The following is a 25714-nucleotide window of genomic DNA, read 5'->3' on the forward strand; positions in this document are numbered from 1 at the left end:
GCAAAAAACCTATGTCAATCGCACCGTTAGAGCACATTTCATCCCAAAATAAGACGCCAGCCTGCAACATTTGTAACGTAGCGGTGCGCTTTTTTCTAAATTAAAATCCGCCGCTTTCGAGCTTGATTCAGATCAAAATTTGCTGCAAAGAAAGGCGCATTATGTAATCATTAATGAGTAGCAGATGATTTATCTCTTTTTTAATAAAGAATCATCTACAGTTTGCCGATAATGCGCCTAAATAGAATTAAACGAATACGCGTTATTCCGCTCATCGCCGAATTTTCTTAACTACAAAAGACCAAGACTATGAAACAAATATCAACACCCACCGCTCCCGGAAAAGCGCCAGATGCGCCGAAAGGGAAAAAGAATGCACTGATATTTATGTTGCTCCCGATAGTGGTATCCGTAGTGCTGCTGTTGATCCCGGTTCCTGAAGGTCTGGAACCCTATGCCTGGCACTTTTTTGCTATCTTTGTCGGCGTCATCGTTGGCCTGATCTTCGAACCGCTGCCCGGCGCCGTAATCGGTCTGACCGGCGTGGTGGTCATTGCGCTCTTCAGCCAGTGGCTGCTGTTCAGCCCGGCAGAGATCGCCGATCCGAAGTTCAAAATGGCCGCACAGTCTTTTAAATGGGCGGTGAGCGGCTTCGGTAACTCGACCGTCTGGCTGATCTTCGGCGCCTTTATGTTCGCTGCGGGCTATGACAAAACGCAGTTTGGCCGCCGACTGGCGCTGGTTCTGGTGAAGTATCTTGGCCGCCGCAGCCTCACGCTGGGCTATGCCATCACCTTCGCCGATCTGCTGCTCGCACCGTTCACCCCGTCTAACACCGCGCGAAGCGGCGGCACCATCTACCCGATTATCGCCAACCTGCCGCCGCTGTATGGCTCAAAGCCCAACGATCCCAGCGCGCGCAAAATTGGCTCGTACCTGATGTGGGTCGCCATCACCGCAACCTGTATCACCAGTTCAATGTTCTTGTCCGCGCTGGCACCGAACCTGCTGGCGCTGGCGCTGGTGAAAAGCATCGTGGGCTTTGACATCTCCTGGGGAAGCTGGTTTATCGCCTTCCTGCCGCTGGGCGTGCTGCTGATCCTGACCATGCCGCTGCTGGCCTACTGGTTCTATCCGCCAGAAGTGAAAGTTAACGACGAAGTACCGCGTTGGGCGAGCAGTGAACTGGAGAAGCTGGGCCGCCTTTCACGTAACGAAATTCTGCTGCTGGTGTTTGTCTGCTGCGCGCTGCTGATGTGGATTTTTGCCACCGCCTGGATTGAACCGGCGATGGCTGCGCTGCTGGTGATTGTGCTGATGCTGTGGACCGGCGTGCTGAACTGGAACGACATTACCAGCAACAAACCGGCCTGGAACACTTTCGCCTGGTTTGCCACCCTGGTGGCGTTGGCAGATGGTCTGGCGCGCGTTGGCTTTATCGCCTGGCTGGGCAAAGAGGGCGGCTCGCTGCTGACCGGTATTCAGCCGAACGTGGCGGCGGTGATGCTGCTGGTGGCGTTCTTCCTGCTGCACTATCTGTTTGCCAGCACCACGGCGCACACCACCGCGCTGCTGCCTGCCATGCTGACCATTGCGGCTTCCATACCCGGCATCAACATGCCCGTTTTCTGCCTGATGATGTGTACGTCGCTGGGCGTGATGGGCATCATCACGCCGTACGGCACCGGCCCAAGCCCGATTTACTACGGCAGCGGCTATCTGCCTACCAAAGACTACTGGCGGCTGGGCACCATCTTCGGCGGCATCTTCCTGCTCGCCATGATGCTGATTGCCTATCCGTGGATGGTAATGATGTTCTGATCCCGCAGTGGAATGAACGGTAATACTCCTTCACCTGTCGGCCCTGAAGGGTCGGCAGGACAACAACAAAAATGTCGCCGTGATGTTGTCCGGCCAGAAGCGCGGGCAACCTGTCATTAAGTGAGAGCACAATGTCGAACAAGCCGTTTTACTATCAAAATCCCTTCCCGCTACACCATGATGATACCGAATACTACCTGCTGAGCAGCGAGCATGTTTCCATCGCTGATTTTGACGGCCAGGAGATCCTGAAAGTTGAACCTGAAGCGCTGACGCTGCTGGCGCAGCAGGCTTTCCACGATGCATCCTTTATGCTGCGCCCCGCGCATCAGCAGCAGGTTGCCGATATTCTCAGCGATGCAGACGCCAGCGAAAACGATAAATACGTTGCCCTACAGTTTTTAAGAAACTCAGAGATCGCCGCCAAAGGCATTTTGCCAACCTGCCAGGATACCGGCACGGCCATCATTATGGGCAAAAAAGGCCAGCGCGTCTGGACCGGCGGCGGTGATGAAGCGGCCCTTTCTCAGGGCGTGTACAACACCTTTACAGAAGACAACCTGCGCTATTCGCAGAATGCCGCGCTGGATATGTATAAAGAGGTCAACACCGGCACTAACCTGCCCGCGCAGATCGATCTCTACAGCGTGGACGGCGACGAGTACAAGTTCCTGTGCATCGCCAAAGGCGGCGGCTCAGCCAATAAAACCTACCTTTATCAGGAAACCAAGGCGCTGCTCAGCCCCGGTAAGTTGCAAAGTTACCTGGTGGAGAAAATGCGTTCGCTGGGTACGGCCGCCTGCCCGCCTTACCATATCGCCTTTGTGATTGGCGGAACCTCCGCTGAAAGCACGCTGAAAACCGTTAAGCTGGCCTCCACCCACTACTACGACACGCTGCCTACCGAAGGCAACGAGCACGGACAGGCATTCCGTGACGTTGCGCTGGAGCAGGAACTGCTGGCTGAAGCGCAAAATCTGGGGCTGGGCGCGCAGTTTGGCGGCAAATACTTTGCGCATGATATCCGAGTGATCCGCCTGCCGCGCCACGGCGCTTCTTGCCCGGTCGGCATGGGCGTTTCCTGCTCGGCGGATCGCAACATCAAAGCGAAAATCAACCGCAGCGGCATCTGGATTGAAAAGCTTGAGGCCAATCCGGGTCGTTACATTCCTGCCGAACTGCGCCAGCAGGGCGAAGGCAATGCGATACAGGTCAATCTGAATCGCCCGATGCCGGAGATCCTCGCACAGCTTTCGCAGTATCCGGTATCAACTCGTCTGTCGCTGAGCGGCACTATCATTGTGGGTCGCGACATTGCTCATGCCAAACTGAAAGAGCGCATCGATCGTGGTGAAGGGCTGCCGCAGTACGTGAAGGATCATCCGATTTACTACGCCGGACCGGCCAAAACGCCGGAAGGTTACGCGTCAGGATCGCTTGGCCCGACAACAGCAGGCCGCATGGACTCCTACGTTGATTTGCTACAGGCCAATGGCGGCAGCATGATCATGTTGGCGAAGGGCAACCGCAGCCGTCAGGTTACGGATGCCTGTCATAAACACGGTGGATTCTATCTGGGCAGCATTGGTGGCCCGGCAGCCGTGCTGGCGCAGCAGAGTATTAAAAGCCTTGAATGCGTGGAATACCCGGAACTGGGAATGGAAGCTATCTGGAAAATCGAAGTTGAAAACTTCCCGGCGTTCATTCTGGTGGACGACAAAGGCAACGACTTCTTTGAGAAGATCCAGCAGAACCAGTGCGCGAAGTGCGTGAAGTAACCCTTCTCCCCTCCCGTTAGCGGGAGGGGGTTTTTCCTCTTTTTATCTCACGCCCGCATAGCGCAGTCCTGCCGTCACCCGCGCGGCGCGGCGTATCCGTCTGCTGCGACAGGCCGACCAGCCCATCCGCCAGGCAAACCAGCACACTGCCTTTAACAACGCCCCTGCTCAAACACGCGTTTCTGAAAAACATAAACACACCCACCTTCACTGCCGCGCCTGGCACCTTAACGGTAAGGGTTTGAAAAGCACATCGAAGACGCTATTTTTGCTGCTGCCGGAAGCGGCTGACCTTGGCACGATTTCCACACAGCGCCATGCTGCACCAGCGGCGGCGATGCGCTTTGGTTCGATCATAAAACCACAGCGTGCATTCCGGATGTTCACAACGCCGCACCAGTTCAAAACGATTTTCGGCCAGCAGCGAGGCGGCAAGTTCGGCAACGGGCGCTAACAATGCTTCCGGCGAAGGCGTGCTATAACGGCGCTCCGTATGCAGCTCGCCATTGTCATCAGCCACTAATTGTTGATAGCTGCGGGCCGAGGCCAGAAAGCCGTTCAACGCCGCAACATCGACAGCTGCGCCCGTTTTTTTCTTTTCCACCCCTTCCCTTATCGTCTCCCGCAGCCGTCGCGCCTGATGCAAAAGTTCACCCGGATCAAATTCTGCATTGCCAGCCGACACATTAACCGCCCGCGCCAGCCAGGTCAGAACATCCTGATCCGATTGCCAGAAGTCATAAGGCTGTCCTTCAACCTGCGCAACCGTATTCAGAAAATCGAGCGCCGGGTGATCCGCCACCAGCAGCGGCCCGCCAGCCTGTACGTGCGAATGAGTAGTCATGTCGTCTCCTTCATAATCTGTTAATACGAATTGTAACCGATAAAAATTAAATTAAACAGTTACAAAGATGAAACAGATAACCTGCTGAAAAATGAAAGTTTTCACGCGCCGCACGGCGGTAAGCACCGGCCGCCCATCATGTAACCATTAAAAATACACTTGAAAGGTTACAGAATTCAGTTAGGCTGTAACTGTTAAATAAAAACTTTATCAGTTACCAAAAGAGCGAAATTATGACCATGAATACTCACTATCCGGTTCACTACCGCGTTGTTGAAGCAGACAACCTTCAGGTTTTCTATCGTGAAGCAGGCGAGCCAACTCATCCCACGCTGCTGCTGCTGCATGGCTTTGGCGCGTCCTCTCACCAGTTCCGCGAACTTATCCCACTGCTGGCCGACAAATTTCATCTGATCGCGCCCGATCTGCCGGGTTTTGGTTTTACCGACGTGCCGGCTGAGCGTGATTATCACTACAGCTTCGACGCGCTTGGCCAGACGCTGACGCATTTTGTCGATGCGCTGGCGCTGAAAAGTTACGCGCTTTATGTTTTTGATTACGGCGCGCCTGCCGGTTTACGCCTCGCGCTCAATTATCCCGACCGCGTCACCGGGCTGATTTCGCAAAACGGTAATGCCTATCTGGAAGGTCTGGGCGAGGCATGGGAGCCCGTTCGCGCTTACTGGGCCGATCCCTCTGCGGAGAATCGCAGCGTCGTTAATGATGCCGTGCTGAATCTGGAAGGTATTCGCTGGCAGTATCTGCACGGCGTGAAAGAGGCGGAGCGCGTGGCGCCGGAAACCTGGCATCTCGCCACCCGGTTTGTTGAACAGGCAGACAACAGGGATATTCAGCTGGATCTGTTTCTGGATTATGCCAATAACCTGAAGCGCTATCCTGACTTTCAGGCTTTCTTCCGAGAAACACAGTTGCCCACGCTGGTTATCTGGGGCAAGCACGATCCCTTTTTCATACCGGCCGGCGCAGAGGCGTATAAACGGGATAATCCCAACGCCGTCGTTGAATTACTGGATACCGGACACTTTGCGCTGGAAACGCACGTGGCGCAGATAGCCACGCGCATCCGCGAGGTACTGGACAACTAAGAAGGATTAAGGGTCTTCAGGCCCGTGGCGTTTGGTTTTTTTGTTCGCCGCGGGCCTGAAGAGGTGAGCTTTAATGAAATGAATTTCCCTGGTGCTGGTGTTGAAAAAATTCCCCGGTGCTGACATGCAATAACAAATAAAGAACGCTTTTATCGTGTACGATTTAATTAATATCGCTTTTGTTAATATTGATTCTGGCAGCAATTTTATTAAATTAAAAGCGCTTATCGATTGTTATTTCCTATCGACATAACGAAATAAATTGATTAAAGGAAAAAGCAACACACACATCTCTATGTTTATTAATACATTTCACTGAATGCATTAAATTAATCACTTTTCCCTCTCGTTGAGATAGTGCTTACCATGCTCTTTGCCGCAATAAAGCTTCTCTTTTTTATTTCATAACGAAATCACTGGTCAGAGGTTTTTTCGATTACCCGTTTTTTTTATAATTTGATAAAACAGATACTGACTTTACCATCGCTAACGAGGTTCCGATGTTCTTGATCAGAGAAGATGATTTGTCAGGTGAAGACGTTCGCGCTCTTCTGGCACTGCATCTTGAAGGCATGCAGGCCAGTTCACCGCCAGAAAACGTCTTCGCGCTCGATCTGTCTGGCCTGCAAGTGCCAGAAATCACCCTCTGGTCGGCATGGCAAGGCAGCAACCTTGCCGCTCTGGGCGCATTGAAGATGCTGCCGGATGGCAATGGTGAGGTGAAATCAATGCGCACCCACCCGGATTTCATTCGCAGAGGGGCGGCTAACGCTATCCTTAACACGATTATTGCCTCGGCAAAGGCAAAAGGCGCCAGACGACTGAGCCTGGAGACCGGCCGCGGCGAATCCTTTGAACCTGCACTTGCACTCTATCGTCGACAGGGTTTCAAAGACGGTGCGCCTTTCTCACACTATGAACCCAACCCGTTCAGCCAGTTCCTCCATCTTGAGCTGACTTAAGCTCCGCACGGCGCGCTTTGTAGGGCGTAAAAATCTCCTGTCATCTACAGCCGCAAGAGGTTGTCAGGCATGCGCTTCAGCCAGCCGCGACACCTCACCTTGCTTTCAGAAAAGCCTCCCCCTCTCTGCACGCGCCGGCTCAGGCAATCTTCTTCTGAATTAAGCGTTAACAATACTTATAAGAAAAAGTTACAACAACCCTATTGAATGATAATGATTGCTATTTATAATAGCATTCTCACAACAAACACCCGAGAATATGCATAAAAACCACACTAAATGAGTATATTTTTACGTAATGCAGCTAATTACTCTCATTTAATGAGGGTTTAGCTTTTTTCCGCTGGGAACGGAAGTTAGAAAAATTTAACTGTCGATTTTTCACCAGATGTTCACGCTGCCATTTTTCTGTGGCGGCAGGGCCGCTTACGTCTTCAATAAAGGAACAGGATATGGTCTTACGTTCGCAAATTCAGCCGGCGCCTCGCCTGCATCTTTCTCATCAGGCTACCAAAGCTGAAGATTATATTTTCAGCGACCGGCAGTTGTCGGCATGGACGCAGCAGACGCAAGAAGTGCTGGCGCTGATGACTCACACGCTGAAAGGCGTTGAGAAACCCTTCAGCGGCATTCTTCCCCACGAGCTTGCCAGCCAGTTTAGCGAAGTGGATCTCGACAGCCCGCTGGGCAGCAACGATGCGGCGCTGGAGGAGTTGAAAACGCTCTACCTTCGCGACGCGGTCTGGTTCCATCATCCTAAATATGTCGCGCACCTGAACTGCCCGGTCGTGCTGCCTTCCCTGTTGGCTGAGCAGATTATGGCTGCGGTGAACAGTTCGGTGGATACCTGGGATCAGAGCGCCGGCGGCACGCTCATTGAGCAAAAGGTGATTGACTGGACGCTCCAACGGATTGGTCTGCCTGCTTCTGCTGATGGAATTTTCACCAGCGGCGGCACCCAGTCCAACCTGATGGCAATGCTGCTGGCGCGCGATAGCTGGTGCGCATCTCACCATCCGGGTCACCTGATTAAACACCAGGGGCTGCCGCCGGACGCCGCGAAATGGCGCGTCTTTACCTCAAAACTCAGCCACTTCAGCATTCAGAAATCGATGGCGATTCTTGGGCTGGGCTACGATGCAGTCATCGCGGTGGATCACGATGAGCATTACCGCATGGATGCATATCAGCTGGAACAGGAGATCCAGCGCTGTTATCGCGAAGGGCTGATCCCGATTGCGGTCGTCGCAACCAGCGGCACCACCGATTTCGGCAGCATCGATCCGCTTGAAGCCATCTCGACGCTGTGTCGGCATTACGGCCTGTGGATGCATGTTGACGCCGCCTATGGCTGCGGTCTGCTGGTGTCGGAAAATCACCGTCAGCGCCTTTCCGGCATTGAACGCGCAGATTCGGTCACCGTGGATTACCACAAGTCGTTCTTTCAAACCGTCAGCTGCGGCGCATTTTTCGTCCGTGACAAGCAAAACCTGAAGCATGTGACGCACCATGCCGATTATCTCAACCCGCTCAGCGCACAGCAGGACGGGACGCCAAACCTGGTGAATAAAAGCATTCAAACCACGCGCCGTTTTGACGCGCTGAAAATGTGGCTGACGCTGCGCATCATGGGCCCGGCCGCGCTGGGTGAAGCGTTTGACAACATTCTCAACCTGACGCAGACCGTTCATCAGATGTTAAGCGAACATCCGTCGATTGAGGTGCTCCATGCCCCCGAACTGACCACACAGATTTTCCGTTACCTTCCCCGACAGGGCATGAACGAGGCACAGGTCGATGAGATCAACGCCAACATTCGCAAGGCGCTGTTCCGCTCCGGCAACGCCGTGATTGCCGGTACGAAAGTGGACGGTCGCCAGTATCTGAAATTTACCCTGCTGAATCCCACCACCACGGCTGCCGACGTTGAAGACGTCATCAGCCTGATTGTGCACTACGGCCGTGAACAGGTCCGGGCCGCTGCGCTGAACCAGCGAGAAATGCGTTATGAATAATACTCTCTATGATTTTATCGGCATTGGTATCGGCCCGTTCAATCTGGGCCTGGCCTGCCTGAGCGAACCGGTCGACGGGTTAAACGGCGTTTTCCTTGACCAGAATGCCGGCTTTGACTGGCATACGGGCATGATGCTGGAAAGCGCGCATTTGCAAACGCCCTTCATGGCGGATCTGGTAACGCTGGCCGATCCTACCAGCCCTTACAGTCTGCTTAACTACATGAAGGTGACCGGGAAAATATACTCTTTCTACATCCGTGAAAACTTTTTCCTGATGCGTAAAGAGTATAACCAGTACTGCCAGTGGGCCTGTTCACGGCTCAGCAATCTGCGCTGGAACACCCGGGTGGAGTACGTCAGCTACGACGCAGAGCTGGAATGCTATCGCGTCCGCGCGGTGGATACGGTGAGCGGCAGGCAGCAAACATGGCTGGGAAAACGTCTGGTCCTTGGCACCGGCCCCAGCGCATGGATGCCCGCCTGTAGTCGTCCGCACCGCGAACACCTCACCCATTCCAGCCAGTACCTGTTCAATAAGGCGGAATTGCAGAAGAAACGCTCGATTACCGTGCTGGGAAGCGGCCAGAGCGCGGCCGAGATCTATTACGATCTGTTAGGCGATATCGATCGTTTCGGTTATCAGCTGAACTGGATAACCCGCGCGCCGCGCTTCTATCCGCTTGAGTACACCAAGTTGACGCTGGAGATGACCTCACCGGAGTGGATCGACTACTTCCATAGTCTGCCAGCGGCAAAACGCGATGAGCTTAATGCGCGTCATAAGAATCTCTATAAAGGGATTAACAGCACGCTGATCAACGACATCTATGACCTGATGTATGTGAAGCAGCTTGACGGCGAACTCGACGTTAATCTGTTCACGCACGCCGAACTGACCGCTATGCGCTGGCTGCCGGAGGGCGAGTTTGAACTGTCGCTGCATCACCAGGAGCAGGATCGCGCCTTTACCCGCCGCAGTGAAGGCATCGTGATGGCGACGGGTTATCACTATTCTCCGCCGATGTTCCTGGAAGGGATTGCTCAGCGTCTGCGCTGGGATGAGAAAGGCCGTTACGATGTGCAGCGTAACTACAGCATCGATCACCACAATCAGATCTTCGTGCAGAACGCCGAACTGCACACGCACGGCTTCGTCACCCCGGATTTGGGTATGGCCTGCTACCGCAACGCCGTTTTACTCCGCGAGATGACCGGACGCGAGGTCTATCCTGTCGAACGCCAGATCGCCTTCCAAACCTTTCCCGCAAAATCGGAGCGTTAAGATGTCACCACTCCCCCTTTTCAGCACCTCACGGCCGGCGGGCCGGTTTACGCTCCGGCCCATGCGGGCGGACGACGCCTCGCTGATTCACAGCTGGGTTACCCGCGACTACGCCCGCTTCTGGGGCATGCAGAACGACAGCCTCGATCAGGTTACCGACTTTTATCAACGGCTGACCGCTGATAATCCCCACGCCGCGCTGATTGGCTGCTGCAACGATCGACCGGCTTTCCTGATGGAGTTTTATCGCGCCAGCGAGGATGAGATCGGTAAGTTTTATCCGGCCCGGCCGGACGATTACGGCATGCACATTCTGATTGCGCCCGCCAGCACGCCAGTGAAGCAGTTCAGCTGGCAGGTCTTCACCGTAGTGATGGACTACATGTTCAGCCTGCCTGAGGTGAAGCGCGTGGTGGTTGAACCGGACGTGCGCAATAACAAAATTCACCCGCTCAACAAGCGCGCTGGCTTCCGCTACCAGCACACCATTGATATGGGCCACAAAACCGCGTGGCTGGCCTTTTGCCAGCGCGACGATTATCAACACGCCTTGCTACAGGAATCTCTGACGATGAACCAGACAACGCCACTGCTTACCGGCACCCACCTTTCCGGTGACAACTGGGCGCAGGCGAACCGCCTGCTGATCCGCAAAGCCATTGCCGAATTCAGCCATGAAAAGATCCTCGCGCCAGCCGATTTAGGCGCGGGTCGCTATGCGCTGGCCGTGCCGGGCGGTGAAGCGGAATACCACTTCAGCGCCCGGCGACTGGCGCTGGATCACTGGGAAATTGACGCCGCTTCGCTCGGCAAACAGGAAAACGGTCGCGCCCTGCCGCTGGATGCGTTGCAGTTCATCGTCGAATTCAATGAGCAGGCAGGCATTTCACAGGCGCTGCTGGCGACCTACATGGAAGAGATCAGCAGCACGCTGTGCAGCAGCGTATTTAAGCTGCAAAAAGATAATCCGGACAGCCAGGCGCTGGTGAAAGCGGACTTCCAGACCGTCGAAGCCTCAATGACCGAGGGCCATCCGTGCTTTGTTGCCAACAACGGTCGTATCGGCTTTGATGCACGCGACTATCTCGCTTTTGCACCGGAAGCGGCCGCACCAATCGCTCTGGTCTGGGTGGCGGTTCACCAGCGCAATGCACACTTTTCCAGCCTCAGCGATCTTGAGTACGAGCAACTTATGCGTGAGGAACTGGGCCAGCCCGCCGTTGATCAGTTCAATGAGCGGCTGGTTGAGAAAGGGCTTCAGCCGAAAGAGTACCTCCTGATGCCGGTTCACCCGTGGCAGTGGCAGAACAAGTTGTTAACCGTCTTCGCGGCGGACATTGCCAATAACGACATTGTTTACCTGGGCACCGGCGACGACCGCTACCAGGCCCAGCAGTCAATTCGCACCTTTTTCAACCGCAGCCAGCCTGAAAAACGTTACGTCAAAACGGCGTTGTCGGTACTGAACATGGGCTTTATGCGCGGGCTGTCTCCGTATTATATGGCCACCACGCCAGCGATTAACGAATGGCTTGAGGATCTGGTTAAAAAGGATACCTGGCTACAGCGCTGCGGCTTCCGCATTCTGCGCGAGGTGGCGGCCATTGGCTATCATAACCGCTACTATGAGAAGGCCGTTAAGGGCGACTCCGCCTATAAAAAAATGTTTGCCGCGCTGTGGCGCGATAACCCGGTTTCCGACCTCAAACCCGGCCAGCGCCTGATGACTATGGCCTCTTTTCTTCACCTTGATCGGCATCAGAACGCGCTGCTGCCCGCCCTGATTGCTGATTCCGGTTTACCGGCGGAACAGTGGATAGCACGTTACCTCACCTGCTATCTCAGCCCGCTGCTGCACTGTTTTTATCAGTACGATCTGGTGTTCATGCCGCACGGCGAAAATCTGATCCTGTTGCTGGAAAACAACGTGCCGGTTAGCGCGTATATGAAAGATATTGGTGAAGAAATTGCCGTGATGAACCCGGATGCCGAACTGCCAGAAAGAGTACAGCGTCTGGCGGTAGACGTGCCGGAAAACCTCAAGCTGCTGTCAATTTTCACCGACGTTTTCGACTGTATTTTCCGTTTTGTCGGGGCGATCCTCGATCAATCCGGCACGCTGCCTGAGGAGAAATTCTGGCAGGCCGTCGCCCATTGCGTGAAGGACTATCAGCAGGCGCATCCGCAGTTTGCCGGTAAGTTTTCCCGCTACGATCTGTTTACGCCTGAGTTCAGCCGCTCCTGTCTGAACCGCCTGCAACTGGCCAATAATCAGCAGATGATCAATCTGTCCGATCCGGCAGAAAACCTGAAGTTTGCCGGCACATTAGCGAATCCCATTGCCGGATGGCGTTAAAATTTCAGTAATGCGCACGTGATATGCTGTATGTTGGCGCGGCCGCTTTCCCGGCCGCGTTTTTGATCGTTTCACCTTCGGAAAAGGATCCCCAATGGCTTTTTTTGTACCCGTGTCGACCCTGACACGACGACACTTACTTTTTCCGCTGTCGCTGGTGCTGTTTGAATTCGCAACCTATATCGCACACGACATGATCCAGCCCGGCATGCTGTTGGTCACGCAGGAGTTTCACGTCGGCCCTGAATGGGTTTCCGCTTCACTGACGGCCTATCTGATCGGCGGCATCGTGTTGCAGTGGCTGCTCGGCCCGCTCTCTGACCGATTTGGTCGCCGTCCGGTGATGCTCTCCGGCGTGGCGTTTTTTATGCTGAGCTGCCTGGCAACGCACTGGGTACAAAGCATTGAGCAGTTCGTTTTTCTGCGCTTTCTTCAGGGGATAAGCCTGTGTTTCATTGGCGCGGTGGGCTACGCGGCCATTCAGGAAGCGTTCAGTGAATCGCTCAGCGTAAAAATAATGGCGCTGATGGCTAACGTGGCGCTACTGGCGCCGCTGGCTGGCCCGCTTGCCGGGGCGGCCTTTCTGACCGTTGGCGACTGGCGCACCATGTTTTGGTTATTTGCCGCCGTCTCGGCGCTGGCGCTGCTGGGGCTCTGGCGTGCCATGCCCGAAACGGCAGGAGACAGCGCCACCTCGCTCTCGCTCAGGTCGCTGGGTAAAGGCTACTACGCGCTGCTGAAAGATCGCCAGGTGATTAGCGGCTCGCTGGCGATTGGCCTGGTCACCATTCCCTGTCTCGCGTGGGTTGCTTTATCACCGGTTATTTTGATCCGCGACGAGGGGCTGAGCCGCATGGACTACGCGCTGCTTCAGCTTCCCGTTTTTCTGGCGATGATCGCGGGTAATCTGACGCTGGGCCATCTCGCCAGCCGCCTTCCCGTTGAACGGCCGCTGCGGCTGGGCGCCTGGCCCATTATCATCGGACTGGCGATCGCCGCCGTCGCCACCGCCATCAATGCGCACAGCTACCTGTGGCTGACTGCTGGGCTGAGCATCTATGGTTTTGGCACCGGGCTGGTCACTGCCGGGCTTTATCGTCTGACGCTGTTTTCAAGCAGCGCCGGGAAAGGAAGCGTGGCGGCGATGTTGGGGATGATCAGCATTGTGGTCTTCGCGCTGGGTATTGAAGCAGCCAAAGCCGCCTACTTTAGCGCAGGCAGCGGCGGATTCAGTCTGGTGAATGCAGCCTGTGGTTTACTCTGGCTGTGGCTGGTGCGGGCGTTTCTGCACGAAAGCCAGCGCCGCATGCATGAAAAAACAACCTTATAACCGCCTTACCGCATTCTGCCTTCCTCAGGGCAGAATGCTATCGTCAGAAAAGCGATAACCCTACACTTTCTGTATGAAAATCCAGCACATTCATCACTTGAAATACATTATTATAAAGATAATAATTCTCATTGCTATTAACACTCTCGTTTGCATCGCTCGCCCGGATGTCCAACTGTTCTCCCCTACGCACGGAGAACAACCAAACTGATTCTTGTGAAGGAACTGACAATGAGAATGCCTTTTACCCTGAAGCGTTCTGTTCTGCTTTGCGCTTTCGCGCTTTCCGCCCCCGCGCTGACCTTTGCGGCGGACACGCTGGTAGTGACCGCTCAACCCGCCGAAACCGCCACCACGCCGACGGAAGGCTATACGGCAAAAACCAGCCAGGGCGCTACCAAAACCGATCGCCCGCTGATCACCACCGGCCAGTCGGTTTCCGTGGTGACCCGTCAGCAGATGGAAGACCAGGGCGCGATGGATGTTAACCAGGCGCTGAACTATACCGCCGGTGCCTTCACAAATTTCGCCGGGGCGGCCACGCGTTACGACACGGTTTCGCTGCGCGGCTTTCACGGTGGCGATGTGGATAACATCTTCCTCGACGGCCTGCGCCTGATGAGCGATCCGGGCAGCTACAACGTCCTTCAGGTCGATCCGTGGTTTTTAGAACGTATTGATGTGATCAAAGGCCCCTCCTCCGCCCTGTATGGTCAGACGGTGCCCGGCGGGCTGGTCATGGAAACGTCGAAGCGGCCGCAGTTCGCTCCTGAAGGCCATTTCCGCCTTTCAACCGGCACCAACAGCACCAACAGCGCGGCCTTCGATTACACCAACGCCATTAACGATCGGTGGGCGTTCCGCCTGACCGGCATCACCCGCAACAGCGATACGCAATACGACCACACCCGCGAGGAAAAATATGCGATTTCCCCGTCTCTGCTCTGGCAGCCGGATGAAGACACGTCGCTGCTGATGCGCGCCTATTTGCAAAAAGATCCCTCCGGCGGCTATCACAGCGCGGTGCCAGGTGACGGCAGCATTACCGAACACAACGGCCGTAAACTGAGCAACGGTTTTTATGACGGCGACAGTTCACTGGATCAGTTCAAACGTAACGAACAAATCTACAGCGCTGAATTTTCGCATCGCTTTAACGACACCTGGGCGTTTCGTTCCAACGCCAGCTATTCGCACTCCAATGTCGATCTCGACCAGGTGTACCAGATTGGCTGGGATACCACCGATCCTGACCTGCTGAATCGCTACTACTCCGGCTCACGATCCTCGCTGGACGCCTTCGCTATTGATAATCAGTTAGAGGCCGATTTCGCCACCGGTGAAGTCGATCACAAGGTGGTGCTGGGCGCGGAATATCATCAGTATAAAAACGACCTGTATGATGCTTCCGGGTTTGCCAGCCAGCTGAATGCCGTTACCGGGGAAGCCGTCGGCGTGAATCCCGCTTACGCGTTCTCCGCCTCGCAGCGCCGCTACTATCAGACCGGGGTTTATTTACAGGATGAAATGATCTGGAATAAATGGCATCTGGATCTCTCTGGTCGTTACGATCGTATTGTTTCCCAGACTGAAAACTACGATGAGAACAGCAAGTACCGTCGTCAGGACGACCATATTGGCGGCCGCGCGGCGCTGCTTTATGCCTTCGATAACGGCATTTCGCCCTATGCCAGCTACAGCCAGGCCATTACGCCGCAGTCACTCTCCGGTCAGGACGGTAACCTGCTCAAGCCAACCACCTCAGAGCAATATGAGGCAGGCGTGAAATATCAGCCGGTGGGCACCTCCGATCTCTATTCAGTGGCCGTGTACGATCTGACGCAAAAAGATGTCGGCAACCGCGTCGTGGTCGGTTCCTACTACGAACCGGCAGGAAAAGTGCATTCACAGGGCCTTGAACTGGAAGCGCATAACCAACTCACGCCGCGTCTCAGCACCATCGCCAGCTATACGCTGAACCGCGTGCGCTTTAAGGATTCCGTTGATGGCAATGATGGTCATACGCCGTACGTCACGCCAAATTCTATGGCATCGGCGTGGGCGAAATATCAGTTTGACTATGGCCTGAGCGTCGGCGCTGGCGTGCGCTACATTGGCAAGCAGTGGGCGGATAACGAAAACACCACGCGTCTGCCTTCAGCGACGCTGTTTGATGCGTCCGTCCGCGCCGATCTGGGGGCGTGGAACAGCAGCCTGAAAGGCGCCTTCGTACAGGTTAACGCCAACAATCTGACCGATCGTGACTATGTGTCCGCCTGTTACGGAACCGGTTATTGCTATTGGGGCGCGGAGCGTACCATCGTGGCCACCGTCGGCTACGACTTCTGACAGACAAAGGCCCGTCAGCGGGCCTTTCCCTCATTTTCCCGTCAGACTATGCGACTCGAACCGGCTGGTATCTTTATCGTATAACGCGTCCGTTTCTTAACCCGTCGCAACATCACCGGCACGGCACACAAGGCTGCATCAGCCCTGCGCCCAGACGCGCGGCCCTTCTATCTCCTGATTGCCTGTTGCGGCTGTTTTTGCAGCATCGGCGGCCTGATGAGCGCCCTCTTTCACGCCCTCCTTCACCGCTTCCTTCGCGCCCTGTTTCACACCTTCTTTTACCGCCGCAGTGACGGCAGCGCGCCCTGCCGTTGCCGCCAGTCCGGCCGCGCCGGCGCCTGGTATCAGCATCGACAGGCCGGTCGCCACGTAGCTCAGAATATCAAGCAGCTTGAAGATGCCGCCGCCCTTCTCTTTTTTCGCATCGGGCTGCGTCTCCTGGCCCGTGGCCATATCCTGCTGCGCGGTCAGCTCATCAATAGTTTTGGGTGCGCCAGAAAGCCGATCCGGCTCGGCCACCTGATTGCTGCCTTTGCGAATAAAGGCGTCCAGATCGCCCTTGCCGATATTTTTATCGTTCGCCTTATTGAAGAAGTTACCGCCCGCCCCGTGTTTGCCGTTGTCCAGCATTGAAAACAGCATCGAGTTTGGCTGGCTGAGCAGGTTGGCCGCATCGCGCACCTCCTGGCTGTTTTTCGGATCGTTGGCGATTTTAGTCAGTTTATCCTGCTTGATGCCGCCACCTTTGAAGAAGATGTCTTCATTATTTTTAAGGGTGTCGACAGCCTTACTCTCCTGCGGCGAAAGCTTGACGTTATAGGCCGCAAGGTCGCACAGCCGATCGCGGGATACGCTGGCGTTGGCATCCTGTTTGCCGGTGAGCTGCTGCCACTGGTCAGGATGCTGCGTGAAATATTTTGCGGCAGCGGCCACCTGCGGCGGACATTTGCCCATATCCTGCGAACCGTCGGCAATCTTTTGTAAGTTCTCCAGATTTATATTTTTCGGCAGGCTTTCAGAGTAAAGATAGAGTTCGCGCATGGCGTCATTGGAGGACATTTCGCGCGGAGGCGACCCCGGTTTGGCATCGGACGGCACATAATCGTGCGTGTAGGTTTCTGCTTTCGCGTCGGCGTATTGCTTAACGGCCGGGTTATCCTGCCACTGCCGGATGTCTTTTGAACTGATTTTGCCATCGCTCTTACCATTTTTGGCCGGATCGATCGCGGCGAACATCTCCGGATCGTTGAGCAGCGTATCCAGCGCCTCTTTTGCGTCCGATGGCGTAGAAGGATCATCACGCAGCTTCTCCAACCCTTCGCGGTCGAGCGGTTTTTTCAGCAGATCTTCATGCCGCCCCAGCGTCGTCACCACCTGTTCGAACGGCATCTTACCGCTTTCACCCTGCGTCGCGCTGGCATCGCTCTGCGGCAGCGCAGCGGGCTCCGCCATCATTGCGCCTGCGTTGCCAGAAAGCAGTCCCAGCACCGATGACATAATCTGGCTCATCAGCGTGTCGAGTGACTGTTTTCCATCCTGATTTTGCGGCAGAACGTCGTTATTATTCGATGAACCCGTCGTCCCCGTGCCGCCCGTTATCTGTGATGAGGTAAAAGAGATGACGCTGTTTTTCCCGGCGGCAACCGACGAAGGCTGCTGGCCGACAGTTTGCTGTCCCTGCGCGCCCTTTGTCGTGGTGAAACTGGAGGGTGAAAAACCGGACAGGCGCATAATATTAGCTCCGCATAAAGAATCGTCTCGCTGTGTGGCATTTGCCGGGCAAAAGTTCCGCGTAGTCAGCCTGGCTTTGTCAATCTTTGCGAAGCGCCTTCCGGTTTTACAGGTGTCGCTTCCCCCTGCGCTGCGATAGACTAGCCTGCGTCAGACCCGATGCCAGACGCTGGCTGACTGTATAAAAAACAAACGCAGAGATTTTACTTCTTCTTCGATGGAACGGATAAAAACCGCATGAACGATACCAGTAAATTCGCCGCCCACACGCCAATGATGCAGCAGTACTTATAAACATCTATTAATATTCTGTTTTGTAAGTAAAAAATTATAAAATTTTCTTTTTTAGGCTACATATAAAATACTTTTTAAGAAAAATTTTTACGGCAAAACTTAAAAGTTCCGTTTAACTCCCAGCACAAAGAGATAATCCATCTTTCCACTCTTTAGCACCCTCAAACCTCTCATCGTTTGTTCCTTCCGAGAAAATGTTAATTCCATATCTCAAAAATCCGCCTTGCAGAAAACAAAAAAAGGTTGAAAGCGATTGAAAAATGATCAATTTTTAACCAATTCATTTCTCAAGTAGTTTCATCAAGGCACTAAAATGATTGATAAAACTGATAAGATACATAAGGTTAGGGTTGCCCAGTATCTACGGATGTCTACTAATCTTCAGGAGTTTTCTTTAGATAACCAAGCACGATTCATAAAAAAGTATGCTGATGAGCATAATATGGAAATCATACATACCTATGACGATGCAGGTAAGAGTGGTGTAACTACTACTGGAAGGCATGACTTTAATAAACTTGTTAATGATGTTCTGACAAAGGTTATTAATATCGATGCAGTCCTTGTATATGATGTAAGTCGTTTTGGTCGATTCAAGGATCCTCAAGAAGGCATTTACTATAAATATCTTCTCAAAATGAACAATGTGAATGTCATTTATTGTGCCGAAAACCTCCCGGAAAATAGTGAAACTGAAACATTCATACTTTCTTCACTTATGTACGCAGCGGGAGCCTTAAGTAAAAACCTTTCGATAAAGGTATTTGCAGGACACGTAAACCTGGTGAAAAGAGGATACTATCAAGGAGGAAAACCCGGATATGGGCTTAAAAGAAAGTTACTTGATAATAATAATAAATCAAAGATGATACTCGCTCATGGTGAGAGAAAGAGCCTTCAAACAGACAGAATAGTTCTCGTTCCTGGAACAAAAAAAGAAATTGAGCTGATAAAAAAGATTTTCAATATGTTCATTTTTGACGGATTAAATGAGTATCTTATCGCTTCACGACTTAATCAGGAGGGGTATAGATTCAGCGATAAAACAGAATGGACACGTGGTCGAATTCACTCCGTTCTTATTAATAGCAGATATACAGGAAAATACACATACAACCGAACATCACAAAAGTTAAAGACAAAAAAGATCAGAAACCCTGAAGATGAATGGATTGAATATAGTTCCTTTTTTAAACCCATCATTTCAGAAGAAAAATTCAAATTAGCTAAGGAAATAATTGATAATCGCTCTATAAAAATGAGCAATGAAAAAATTCTTGATTGTTTGAGAAAAATTCTTTCCAAGCATGGAAAAATATCAGGCTTTATTATAGATGAGGAGGATGGTAGTCCATCAAGCAGTGTAATTGCAAACCGCTTTGGAGGTCTTCTCAATGCTTATAAATTAATAGATTATACCCCTGATCGAGATTATCAATACTTAGAGATAAACTCTTACCTACGAAAAAAACACGGTGATATTGTTAACAAGATACAAAATGAAATCCTAAGTAGTGAAGTGAGTATACTTGAAAACAAACTGGTTTCAGTTAATAAAGCTTTAAGCTTCTCTATAGTGCTTTCACGATGTAAAAAAGCAGGTTTAAACAAGCATAGATGGATAGTGCGATTGGACAGGAGTTTAAATCCAGAAATTAGTGTCATTGCAAGAATGAACAGTCTCAACACAGAGCCTGTTGATTATTACATATTACCGTCATTAGATTTTTTTGAAAATGAATTAAAACTCAAAGATAACAATAACCTTTTGTTCGAAATGTATCGTTTTGATGATATCAAACCATTCTTTAATATGCTATCAACTGATAATAAGGATGTAATATAAATGCAAGATCAAAATGTTCACATGGTTAAAATATCTTCTATAAAGGTAGTCATTCCTCGTTCAAGGAACAAATTTCGCCATGCAGAAATAACTGAAAGCATTGATGCAAGTGGGCTTAGAAAACCAATAACGATTCGAAGGATCGTTGATAAAAAATACGATTTCGCTTTGATATGCGGTCAAGGTAGACTTGAATCGTTGACTGCATTGGGTGAGGAGCTAATTCCGGCTTTTATATTGGATATAGACGAAAACCAGGCTTACATCATGAGTTTAGTCGAAAATATGGCCCGAGTAATTCCAAGAGCAGGGGAACAGTTTCAACGAATAAAAGAAATGACTGAGCAAGGATTAACTAATAAGGAGATATCAAGCTCTACCGGCCTATCTTTGCACTGGATTACAAGTCTAACCATGCTCATTAATAAAGGGGAAAATAAGTTACTTTCGGCTGTTGAGTCAGGATGCATACCAATATCATTTGCTGTTGAAATTGCAAGAGTAGACTTCGAGGGTGGTCAAGAACTATTGATAAAAGCTTTTGATGAAGGTTTAATAAAACATAAAGATGTTGGCAAAATTCGTGAAATACTCGATTCACGAGATGAAGGACTCAAGGGATTTATTAATAATAACTTTGGTGTTGCCAAGAAAAAGAAAAAAATGACTACTGATGAGTTACAACAACTTTATCAGGATAATATCTCCCAACATAAAAAAATCAAAAATAAAGCTGAATATGTGGAAATAAAACTATTAGTTGCAAGTCAGATATTCAAAGAGCTTACCAGTAATGAGAGTTTTTCTAAAATAGTAGTTGAAGAAAGTCTAGAAGATGTTGTTAAAGTCATAGTTAAAAACACGACTAATTGAGGTGTGAAATGATCAAATACTGCTTCAATGAAAAATCAGTAAGTTTTAAACTGGCTGATCTGACTTATACAAAAAAGCTTCCTGTAAATTTTCAAATCAGTAAAAAATTTGCCCAAATAAAAAGCACTATATTAGCCATCGGCTTAGTAGAACCAATACTTGTCTTCATTGATCAAACAGATAATTCTGTGAAAATTCTCGATGGTCATCTTAGAGTTGAGGCCCTTAAAGAGTTAGGTGAGGATAAAGTAAATTGCCTTATTTCGACAACATACGACACTTACACACCAAATAAAAAAGTTAACCGAATAACAATAATACAGATCCAACGAATGCTTAAAGAAGCTGTAAGAGTAGGAGTTCCTGTTGAAATGCTTTGCACCGCATTAAATATAAGTGTTGAGTCTCTGAAATCTAACCTATCAGTTTTGAAAGGTATATGCCCGGAAGTGATAGAGCTGTTTAACGATAAGGATATCCCGGTTAATACTTTTAGAACCTTAAAGAAAATGGTTCCTTTGAGACAGATTGAATGTGCGAACTTGATGGTAAAGTTTGAAAACTATTCAACCCTATTTTCGGAATCACTATATCACAGTTCCTCATCTGAGTTCCTTATACAGCAACCCAAAAAGACATCAGACTCTAAACTTGCTAACAGGAAAGCGATAGAACGACTTGAGAAAGAAATGGCTCAAGTTCATTTTGACACTCAAAAAATCAAGGAAACCTACGGCTCGAATAGTTTAAAGCTCACGATTATCATATCTCATATCAAGAAACTGCTTGAGAACCCAAAAGTGTTCCATTGGCTCTTGCGAAATAAAAGTGATTATCTCAACGAACTGACAGACATTTCAGACATTAACAAATTGACTTAAAGCTTATTCTTTTGCGGCCTACATTGTTTCCTTTTATAAATTTCAGGATCTACATCAATTTTGCAGATCCTGACTTCGTAGCCAAAATTACTGATACTCTTGTAAAAGTTCTTTAAATTTATTTTTGAAAATAGAGGAAGATCTTCAGGCAGGTTTTTTTTCGTAGCTATGGCAAAGACCAATCTATATTTTTTGGCATCTGGTCTTTTTGTATGATCAGTTAATTTAATATGGTCAGGGAGTTTTTCATTAAGTTTACTTCTGAACTCAGCATCGCTTATAAAAAGTTCAGAACCGACATATCCTTGTGAGAAAAGATGACTCATACTTTGCGGACCACTATAATATTTCACATGAATAAAGTCTGATGCCCCATTTATAAAGTCGCAAAATTCAACTTTACTTTTACCCCCACCGTGATAAATAAATTTTTGGTCCATCAGTGTAAATAACTTGTTATCAAGACAAACTTTTTCATTGTAATCTTCTTCTTTATTATAAGCGTAGATAGGTAAATTATTTGACTCCTCATAATGTTGAATATTTTTCAACTCATCATCGATGTTAGATACAAACTTTCTATCAGCAACATACCATATCGAGTCTCTTAAAATATAGTTTTGGTCGCCCTCTTTTATCTCAGCATAAAAGCATCTATATAGGGACCATTTTTTTATGGATTCAAAATCGGCATTCAAAACATGCAGGTAATTTTTTTTAAGATCGTCAATAGTTATCTCTATCTTTTTACTGTCGAAAAAATCACAAACTTGTTCTACTGACAAGTTTTCATGTGCAAATCGTTGTCTCTTCTCGAAGCAATAACCTATTTGATTTTCCCAGTCTACTATTTCAGGCTCTCCAATCCATACATCATTAAATTCTCTTGATTTTATTTTCTCAATTAAAATAAGATCCAATATTTCAATTTCTTCTTCGTCGGCTTCTTTAATATTATTAACCCACTCGAATTCTTCAGGAAGTGGTAACAGATAAATAGAGTTTATTTTAGATAACAATTCGGGAATGGCTTTCAATTCAACATCAGGCATAATTACAAAAGCATCTTTCCCGGTTATTTTATTTCCTAAAACATCTTCAGTGGAAGTGCCTGTAAGGGTTGTGAGAATATCCATCTCAGAATCTATTTTAAGATTATATATATCGACTTCTTTACTACTCTGACTACGAGTTAGAAGATTGGTTTCGTTATGGCTACCTTTATCCAGGCTACGGATTTTTTTTTGCTCAATACATTTAAGGGTTGTTTTCAGTCCAAAACCTTTGACAATGCTACTATCATTAATTAAGTGATGACCAGTTCCGAACGGAATAAGATACCTCGTGTTATCAACCTCAACCACAAGTACTGCTCCAGTGCTACTATTCATACCAAAAAAATCAGGCTTTATGTCTGTCTTTTGGCTTGTAAATAAAGTTGTCCATTCAGGTAGCACTGGATCAGAAATTTGCTTTGCAAAAAGGTATGCTCTTGCATCATCCATTTCAAATTCAATAGGTTTTTGGACTCTTTCCAAGTTCAAAACCTGATCAATATCATCTGTAATTTTTTTTGTTTTATAAATTGAAAGTTTTATCTTCATTATATTTACCCCCAACACCTTATCGGGCCAGTATATTTAAAGAGTTCAATAACTGAGTGTCTAATGTTTCTCTTACTGGAGTCGGCAATCCATTTGCAACTCTATAATTCTTGATAGCAGTTCGTGTCGCAGGTCCCATACTTCCATCAATGTTGCCGTTATAGAAACCTTTATCGAGTAACGCAAACTGCACTCTCATGATTAACCGCTTACGTTTTTCTGTATCCGAAGTCAGCCCACTACTTGCTCGATTAGCACCCGTAGTTCCTGCTGAGTTTGTTGTGGTTGAGCTATTTGTGTCATTAGAGCGAAGTGAGCGAACAGAGGAGGAGGAGGAGGAGGACGACGACGAATGAGTTCCTGAACTGGATGAGTCTGAGGTGCTTGGCGAGCTGTATGTTTTGGGATAGTAAGGAGTGCTTCCGCCATAGTAACCACCGCCTGATGAGGAACGGTGTGAGCTGTGGCTACGGTGAGAACTATGACTTCTGTGTCCTGCAATGTAGAACGGCACTTCGGTGTTGAGCGGAGCTATCACCAAATCATGTTCGTTCAAAGTCATACCAGGTAAGTCACTGGCACCAGTAGATGAATCACTTGCCCAAACAGAGTTATTAAGAGCCAAAAATCCAGGAAGCAGAGCCGCAAAATTAAACTTTTTCATATTATTGGTCTCGGAGGTTGATGAAAACGGCCTTTTGATGAACTGAAATAACCAGCACAGGAAGACTTCTGAGTGCATTCATCACATTCTTTTGGATAGTAATTTTTCCAATCAGAGATCGACTGAGTTGCAAAATTCCATGCCTTTTCAGGAAGGTGGCATAGTGGATAATTGAAGATGGTAAGAGGGATACCTGACCTGTGTGCAGTGTCTATAGCCGAAAGGATTTGTTCGCTGTAGTTGCCGTGCTCTATGAAGATTGATGACCAGTTCTTACGGGCCCATCCAATCGACTCTAACCCCATCAGGGAGATCTGGTTAATGTTCGAGAACACACGACCAGCAAACTCTACTATGTCATCAAGCTCTGTATAGTTAGCCTGAGTAGGGATGACTCTCAGTTCTATGTTGATCCCTGAGTTACCGGCATTGATCATTCCCCTGACTGTTTCATCGAATGCTCCCTCGCTTCCGACCAGATAGTCGTGCACTGATGCTCTTGAAGAATAGAGTGGAATGCCAAAAGTGATTTTTATCTTTTCGCTTCTTTCCTTCATCTGCTGGGTAAAGCTGACATCCGCAAACTTCCGTCCGTTGGTTAGAACATGCAGTGCTGTGTCAGGGGAATTTTCGATTATGAAGTCCAGAAAATGCAGGAAGTCTTCGTCATAGAGCAAAGGCTCTCCCCCGCTCACTCCCACTACTCCATCCAGAGAGAAGGAAGCTATAGCCAGAGCTGACTGGTTAAGAAGTGAATCGCCACGGGTTTAACAGACACCTCGGAGTCATTTAAGATGGCTTAAAGAGAGGTGCCCATGAGCGGTAAGCGTTATCCCGAAGAGTTTAAAATTGAAGCAGTCAAACAGGTTGTTGATCGTGGTTATTCTGTTTCCAGCGTTGCAACACGTCTCGATATCACCACCCACAGCCTTTACGCCTGGATAAAGAAATACGGTCCGGATTCTTCCAATAATAAAGAACCGTCAGATGCTCAGGCCGAGATTCGCCGTCTCCAGAAAGAGCTGAAGCGGGTTACCGACGAACGGGACATATTAAAAAAAGCCGCGGCGTACTTCGCAAAGCTGTCCGACTGAGGTACGCCTTTATCCGTGACAACACCTGTTGCTGGCCTGTTCGCCTGCTCTGTCGGGTGCTGGATGTTCATCCCAGTGGCTTTTACGCCTGGCTTCAGCAGCCGCATTCACAACGCCATCAGACAGACCTGAGACTGACAGGACAGATTAAACAGTTCTGGCTGGAGTCGGGATGCGTCTATGGTTATCGCAAGATCCATCTGGATCTGCGGGATACCGGGCAACAGTGCGGAGTCAACAGAGTCTGGCGACTGATGAAACGTGCCGGGATAAAGGCTCAGGTCGGATACCGGAGCCCGCGGGCACGTAAAGGCGAGGCCTGTATCGTGTCGCCCAACAGGCTCCAGCGACAGTTCAATCCGGATGCTCCGGATGAGCGTTGGGTAACGGACATCACCTACATCAGGACCCACGAAGGCTGGCTGTATCTTGCCGTGGTTGTTGATCTGTTCTCACGCAAAATTATCGGCTGGTCAATGCAATCCCGGATGACAAAGGACATTGTCCTGAACGCATTGCTGATGGCTGTATGGCGGCGTAATCCCCAAAAACAGGTGCTGGTTCACTCTGATCAGGGCAGTCAGTACACAAGCCATGAGTGGCAGTCGTTCCTGAAATCACACGGCCTGGAGGGCAGCATGAGCCGTCGCGGTAACTGCCACGATAATGCGGTTGCAGAAAGCTTTTTCCAGTTGCTGAAGCGTGAACGGATAAAGAAAAAGATCTATGGAACGCGGGAAGAAGCCCGCAGCGATATTTTTGATTACATCGAAATGTTTTATAACAGTAAGCGTCGGCATGGTTCGAGTGATCAGATGCCACCGACGGAATATGAAAATCAATATTATCGACGGCTCAGAAGTGTCTAGATTATCCGTGGC

The 25714-nt window shown here is 50.0% G+C and carries 18 protein-coding genes and 1 pseudogene; 13 read left to right on the forward strand and 6 right to left on the reverse strand.

The features are described from left to right. The first annotated feature begins 309 nt into the window (after positions 1-309). Positions 310-1821 (forward strand): anion permease, encoded by a 1512-nt coding sequence (locus tag GS12_RS13630; RefSeq protein WP_034947925.1) that lies wholly within the window; start codon positions 310-312, stop codon positions 1819-1821. A gap of 131 nt (positions 1822-1952) precedes the next feature. Further along, positions 1953-3599: a class I fumarate hydratase FumA gene (gene fumA, locus GS12_RS13635; RefSeq protein WP_034916560.1), complete on the forward strand. Its 1647-nt coding sequence runs from the start codon at positions 1953-1955 to the stop codon at positions 3597-3599. Positions 3600-3615: 16 nt separating this feature from the next. On the opposite strand, the gene GS12_RS24625 is transcribed toward fumA, so the two are convergent. After that, a complete protein-coding gene (locus GS12_RS24625; RefSeq protein WP_160279917.1) occupies positions 3616-3771 on the reverse strand; it encodes a hypothetical protein in 156 nt (51 codons plus the stop codon). Between the two features lie 90 nt (positions 3772-3861). Next, positions 3862-4443: a CGNR zinc finger domain-containing protein gene (locus tag GS12_RS13645; protein WP_034947929.1), complete on the reverse strand. Its 582-nt coding sequence runs from the start codon at positions 4441-4443 to the stop codon at positions 3862-3864. Positions 4444-4676: 233 nt separating this feature from the next. Between GS12_RS13645 and GS12_RS13650 the strand changes: the two genes are divergently transcribed. The 7 genes from GS12_RS13650 (at position 4677) to GS12_RS13680 (ending at position 15846) form a co-directional block, all read left to right on the forward strand. Then, positions 4677-5549: an alpha/beta fold hydrolase gene (locus tag GS12_RS13650; RefSeq protein WP_034947931.1), complete on the forward strand. Its 873-nt coding sequence runs from the start codon at positions 4677-4679 to the stop codon at positions 5547-5549. A gap of 500 nt (positions 5550-6049) precedes the next feature. Continuing rightward, positions 6050-6511 carry a GNAT family N-acetyltransferase gene (locus GS12_RS13655; RefSeq protein ID WP_034947933.1) on the forward strand — a complete coding sequence of 154 codons (462 nt, stop codon included), beginning with the start codon at positions 6050-6052 and terminating at the stop codon, positions 6509-6511. Between the two features lie 452 nt (positions 6512-6963). Then, positions 6964-8526, forward strand: coding sequence for a pyridoxal phosphate-dependent decarboxylase family protein (locus GS12_RS13660; protein ID WP_034947935.1), 1563 nt, complete (start codon positions 6964-6966; stop codon positions 8524-8526). Then, positions 8519-9811, forward strand: a complete 1293-nt coding sequence (locus GS12_RS13665) for a lysine N(6)-hydroxylase/L-ornithine N(5)-oxygenase family protein (RefSeq protein WP_034947936.1) — start codon at positions 8519-8521, stop codon at positions 9809-9811. The genes GS12_RS13660 and GS12_RS13665 overlap by 8 nt, the downstream gene beginning before the upstream one ends. Before the next feature lies 1 nt (position 9812). Beyond that, positions 9813-12167 (forward strand): GNAT family N-acetyltransferase, encoded by a 2355-nt coding sequence (locus tag GS12_RS13670; protein ID WP_034947938.1) that lies wholly within the window; start codon positions 9813-9815, stop codon positions 12165-12167. Between the two features lie 94 nt (positions 12168-12261). Further along, the gene (locus GS12_RS13675) at positions 12262-13497 is read left to right on the forward strand and encodes an MFS transporter (RefSeq protein ID WP_034947940.1); all 1236 of its coding nucleotides are present in this window, start codon (positions 12262-12264) and stop codon (positions 13495-13497) included. A gap of 231 nt (positions 13498-13728) precedes the next feature. Beyond that, positions 13729-15846 (forward strand): TonB-dependent siderophore receptor, encoded by a 2118-nt coding sequence (locus GS12_RS13680; protein ID WP_034947942.1) that lies wholly within the window; start codon positions 13729-13731, stop codon positions 15844-15846. A 138-nt stretch (positions 15847-15984) separates the two neighbouring features. On the opposite strand, the gene GS12_RS13685 is transcribed toward GS12_RS13680, so the two are convergent. Continuing rightward, a complete protein-coding gene (locus tag GS12_RS13685) occupies positions 15985-17577 on the reverse strand; it encodes an HrpF/NolX family T3SS translocon protein (RefSeq protein WP_235421173.1) in 1593 nt (530 codons plus the stop codon). Between the two features lie 607 nt (positions 17578-18184). Here GS12_RS13685 and GS12_RS13690 point away from each other — a divergent pair. From GS12_RS13690 to GS12_RS13700, 3 genes are read left to right on the forward strand one after another with little or no spacing between them, the layout of a single operon-like run. Beyond that, positions 18185-19717 (forward strand): recombinase family protein, encoded by a 1533-nt coding sequence (locus tag GS12_RS13690; RefSeq protein ID WP_034947944.1) that lies wholly within the window; start codon positions 18185-18187, stop codon positions 19715-19717. Continuing rightward, a complete protein-coding gene (locus GS12_RS13695; protein WP_034947946.1) occupies positions 19718-20590 on the forward strand; it encodes a ParB/RepB/Spo0J family partition protein in 873 nt (290 codons plus the stop codon). Between the two features lie 8 nt (positions 20591-20598). Then, positions 20599-21471 (forward strand): ParB/RepB/Spo0J family partition protein, encoded by an 873-nt coding sequence (locus GS12_RS13700; RefSeq protein ID WP_034947948.1) that lies wholly within the window; start codon positions 20599-20601, stop codon positions 21469-21471. Here the strand turns inward: GS12_RS13700 and GS12_RS13705 are convergent. The 3 genes and pseudogenes from GS12_RS13705 to hxsC form a co-directional block, all read right to left on the reverse strand. Further along, on the reverse strand, positions 21468-23075 hold the full coding sequence (locus tag GS12_RS13705; protein WP_034947951.1) for a TIGR04141 family sporadically distributed protein: 1608 nt from the start codon (positions 23073-23075) through the stop codon (positions 21468-21470). The genes GS12_RS13700 and GS12_RS13705 overlap by 4 nt on opposite strands. Before the next feature lie 19 nt (positions 23076-23094). Next, positions 23095-23739 carry a His-Xaa-Ser repeat protein HxsA gene (hxsA, locus tag GS12_RS23380; RefSeq protein WP_072016894.1) on the reverse strand — a complete coding sequence of 215 codons (645 nt, stop codon included), beginning with the start codon at positions 23737-23739 and terminating at the stop codon, positions 23095-23097. Further along, positions 23736-24497 (reverse strand): annotated as a pseudogene (hxsC, locus tag GS12_RS13710) (His-Xaa-Ser system radical SAM maturase HxsC); the annotation flags it as partial. The gene hxsA and the pseudogene hxsC, both read right to left, overlap by 4 nt. A 57-nt stretch (positions 24498-24554) precedes the next feature. Here hxsC and GS12_RS13720 point away from each other — a divergent pair. Further along, positions 24555-25702 (forward strand): IS3 family transposase gene (locus tag GS12_RS13720; protein WP_152551361.1). Its coding sequence is split into 2 segments (ribosomal slippage): positions 24555-24792 and positions 24792-25702, totalling 1149 coding nucleotides; the frame shifts between segments, so codons are not numbered across the junction. The last annotated feature ends 12 nt before the right edge of the window (positions 25703-25714 follow it).

This window comes from Erwinia oleae, from assembly GCF_000770305.1.
GTDB classification, from domain to species: domain Bacteria; phylum Pseudomonadota; class Gammaproteobacteria; order Enterobacterales; family Enterobacteriaceae; genus Erwinia; species Erwinia oleae.

Coding starts and splice junctions, on each gene's coding strand:
- GS12_RS13630 (WP_034947925.1), top strand. CDS start 310: ATGAAACAAATATCAACACCCACCGCTCCCGGAAAAGCGCCAGATGCG.
- fumA (WP_034916560.1), top strand. CDS start 1,953: ATGTCGAACAAGCCGTTTTACTATCAAAATCCCTTCCCGCTACACCAT.
- GS12_RS13645 (WP_034947929.1), bottom strand. CDS start 4,443: ATGACTACTCATTCGCACGTACAGGCTGGCGGGCCGCTGCTGGTGGCG.
- GS12_RS13650 (WP_034947931.1), top strand. CDS start 4,677: ATGACCATGAATACTCACTATCCGGTTCACTACCGCGTTGTTGAAGCA.
- GS12_RS13655 (WP_034947933.1), top strand. CDS start 6,050: ATGTTCTTGATCAGAGAAGATGATTTGTCAGGTGAAGACGTTCGCGCT.
- GS12_RS13660 (WP_034947935.1), top strand. CDS start 6,964: ATGGTCTTACGTTCGCAAATTCAGCCGGCGCCTCGCCTGCATCTTTCT.
- GS12_RS13665 (WP_034947936.1), top strand. CDS start 8,519: ATGAATAATACTCTCTATGATTTTATCGGCATTGGTATCGGCCCGTTC.
- GS12_RS13670 (WP_034947938.1), top strand. CDS start 9,813: ATGTCACCACTCCCCCTTTTCAGCACCTCACGGCCGGCGGGCCGGTTT.
- GS12_RS13675 (WP_034947940.1), top strand. CDS start 12,262: ATGGCTTTTTTTGTACCCGTGTCGACCCTGACACGACGACACTTACTT.
- GS12_RS13680 (WP_034947942.1), top strand. CDS start 13,729: ATGAGAATGCCTTTTACCCTGAAGCGTTCTGTTCTGCTTTGCGCTTTC.
- GS12_RS13685 (WP_235421173.1), bottom strand. CDS start 17,577: ATGCGCCTGTCCGGTTTTTCACCCTCCAGTTTCACCACGACAAAGGGC.
- GS12_RS13690 (WP_034947944.1), top strand. CDS start 18,185: ATGATTGATAAAACTGATAAGATACATAAGGTTAGGGTTGCCCAGTAT.
- GS12_RS13695 (WP_034947946.1), top strand. CDS start 19,718: ATGCAAGATCAAAATGTTCACATGGTTAAAATATCTTCTATAAAGGTA.
- GS12_RS13700 (WP_034947948.1), top strand. CDS start 20,599: ATGATCAAATACTGCTTCAATGAAAAATCAGTAAGTTTTAAACTGGCT.
- GS12_RS13705 (WP_034947951.1), bottom strand. CDS start 23,075: ATGAAGATAAAACTTTCAATTTATAAAACAAAAAAAATTACAGATGAT.
- hxsA (WP_072016894.1), bottom strand. CDS start 23,739: ATGAAAAAGTTTAATTTTGCGGCTCTGCTTCCTGGATTTTTGGCTCTT.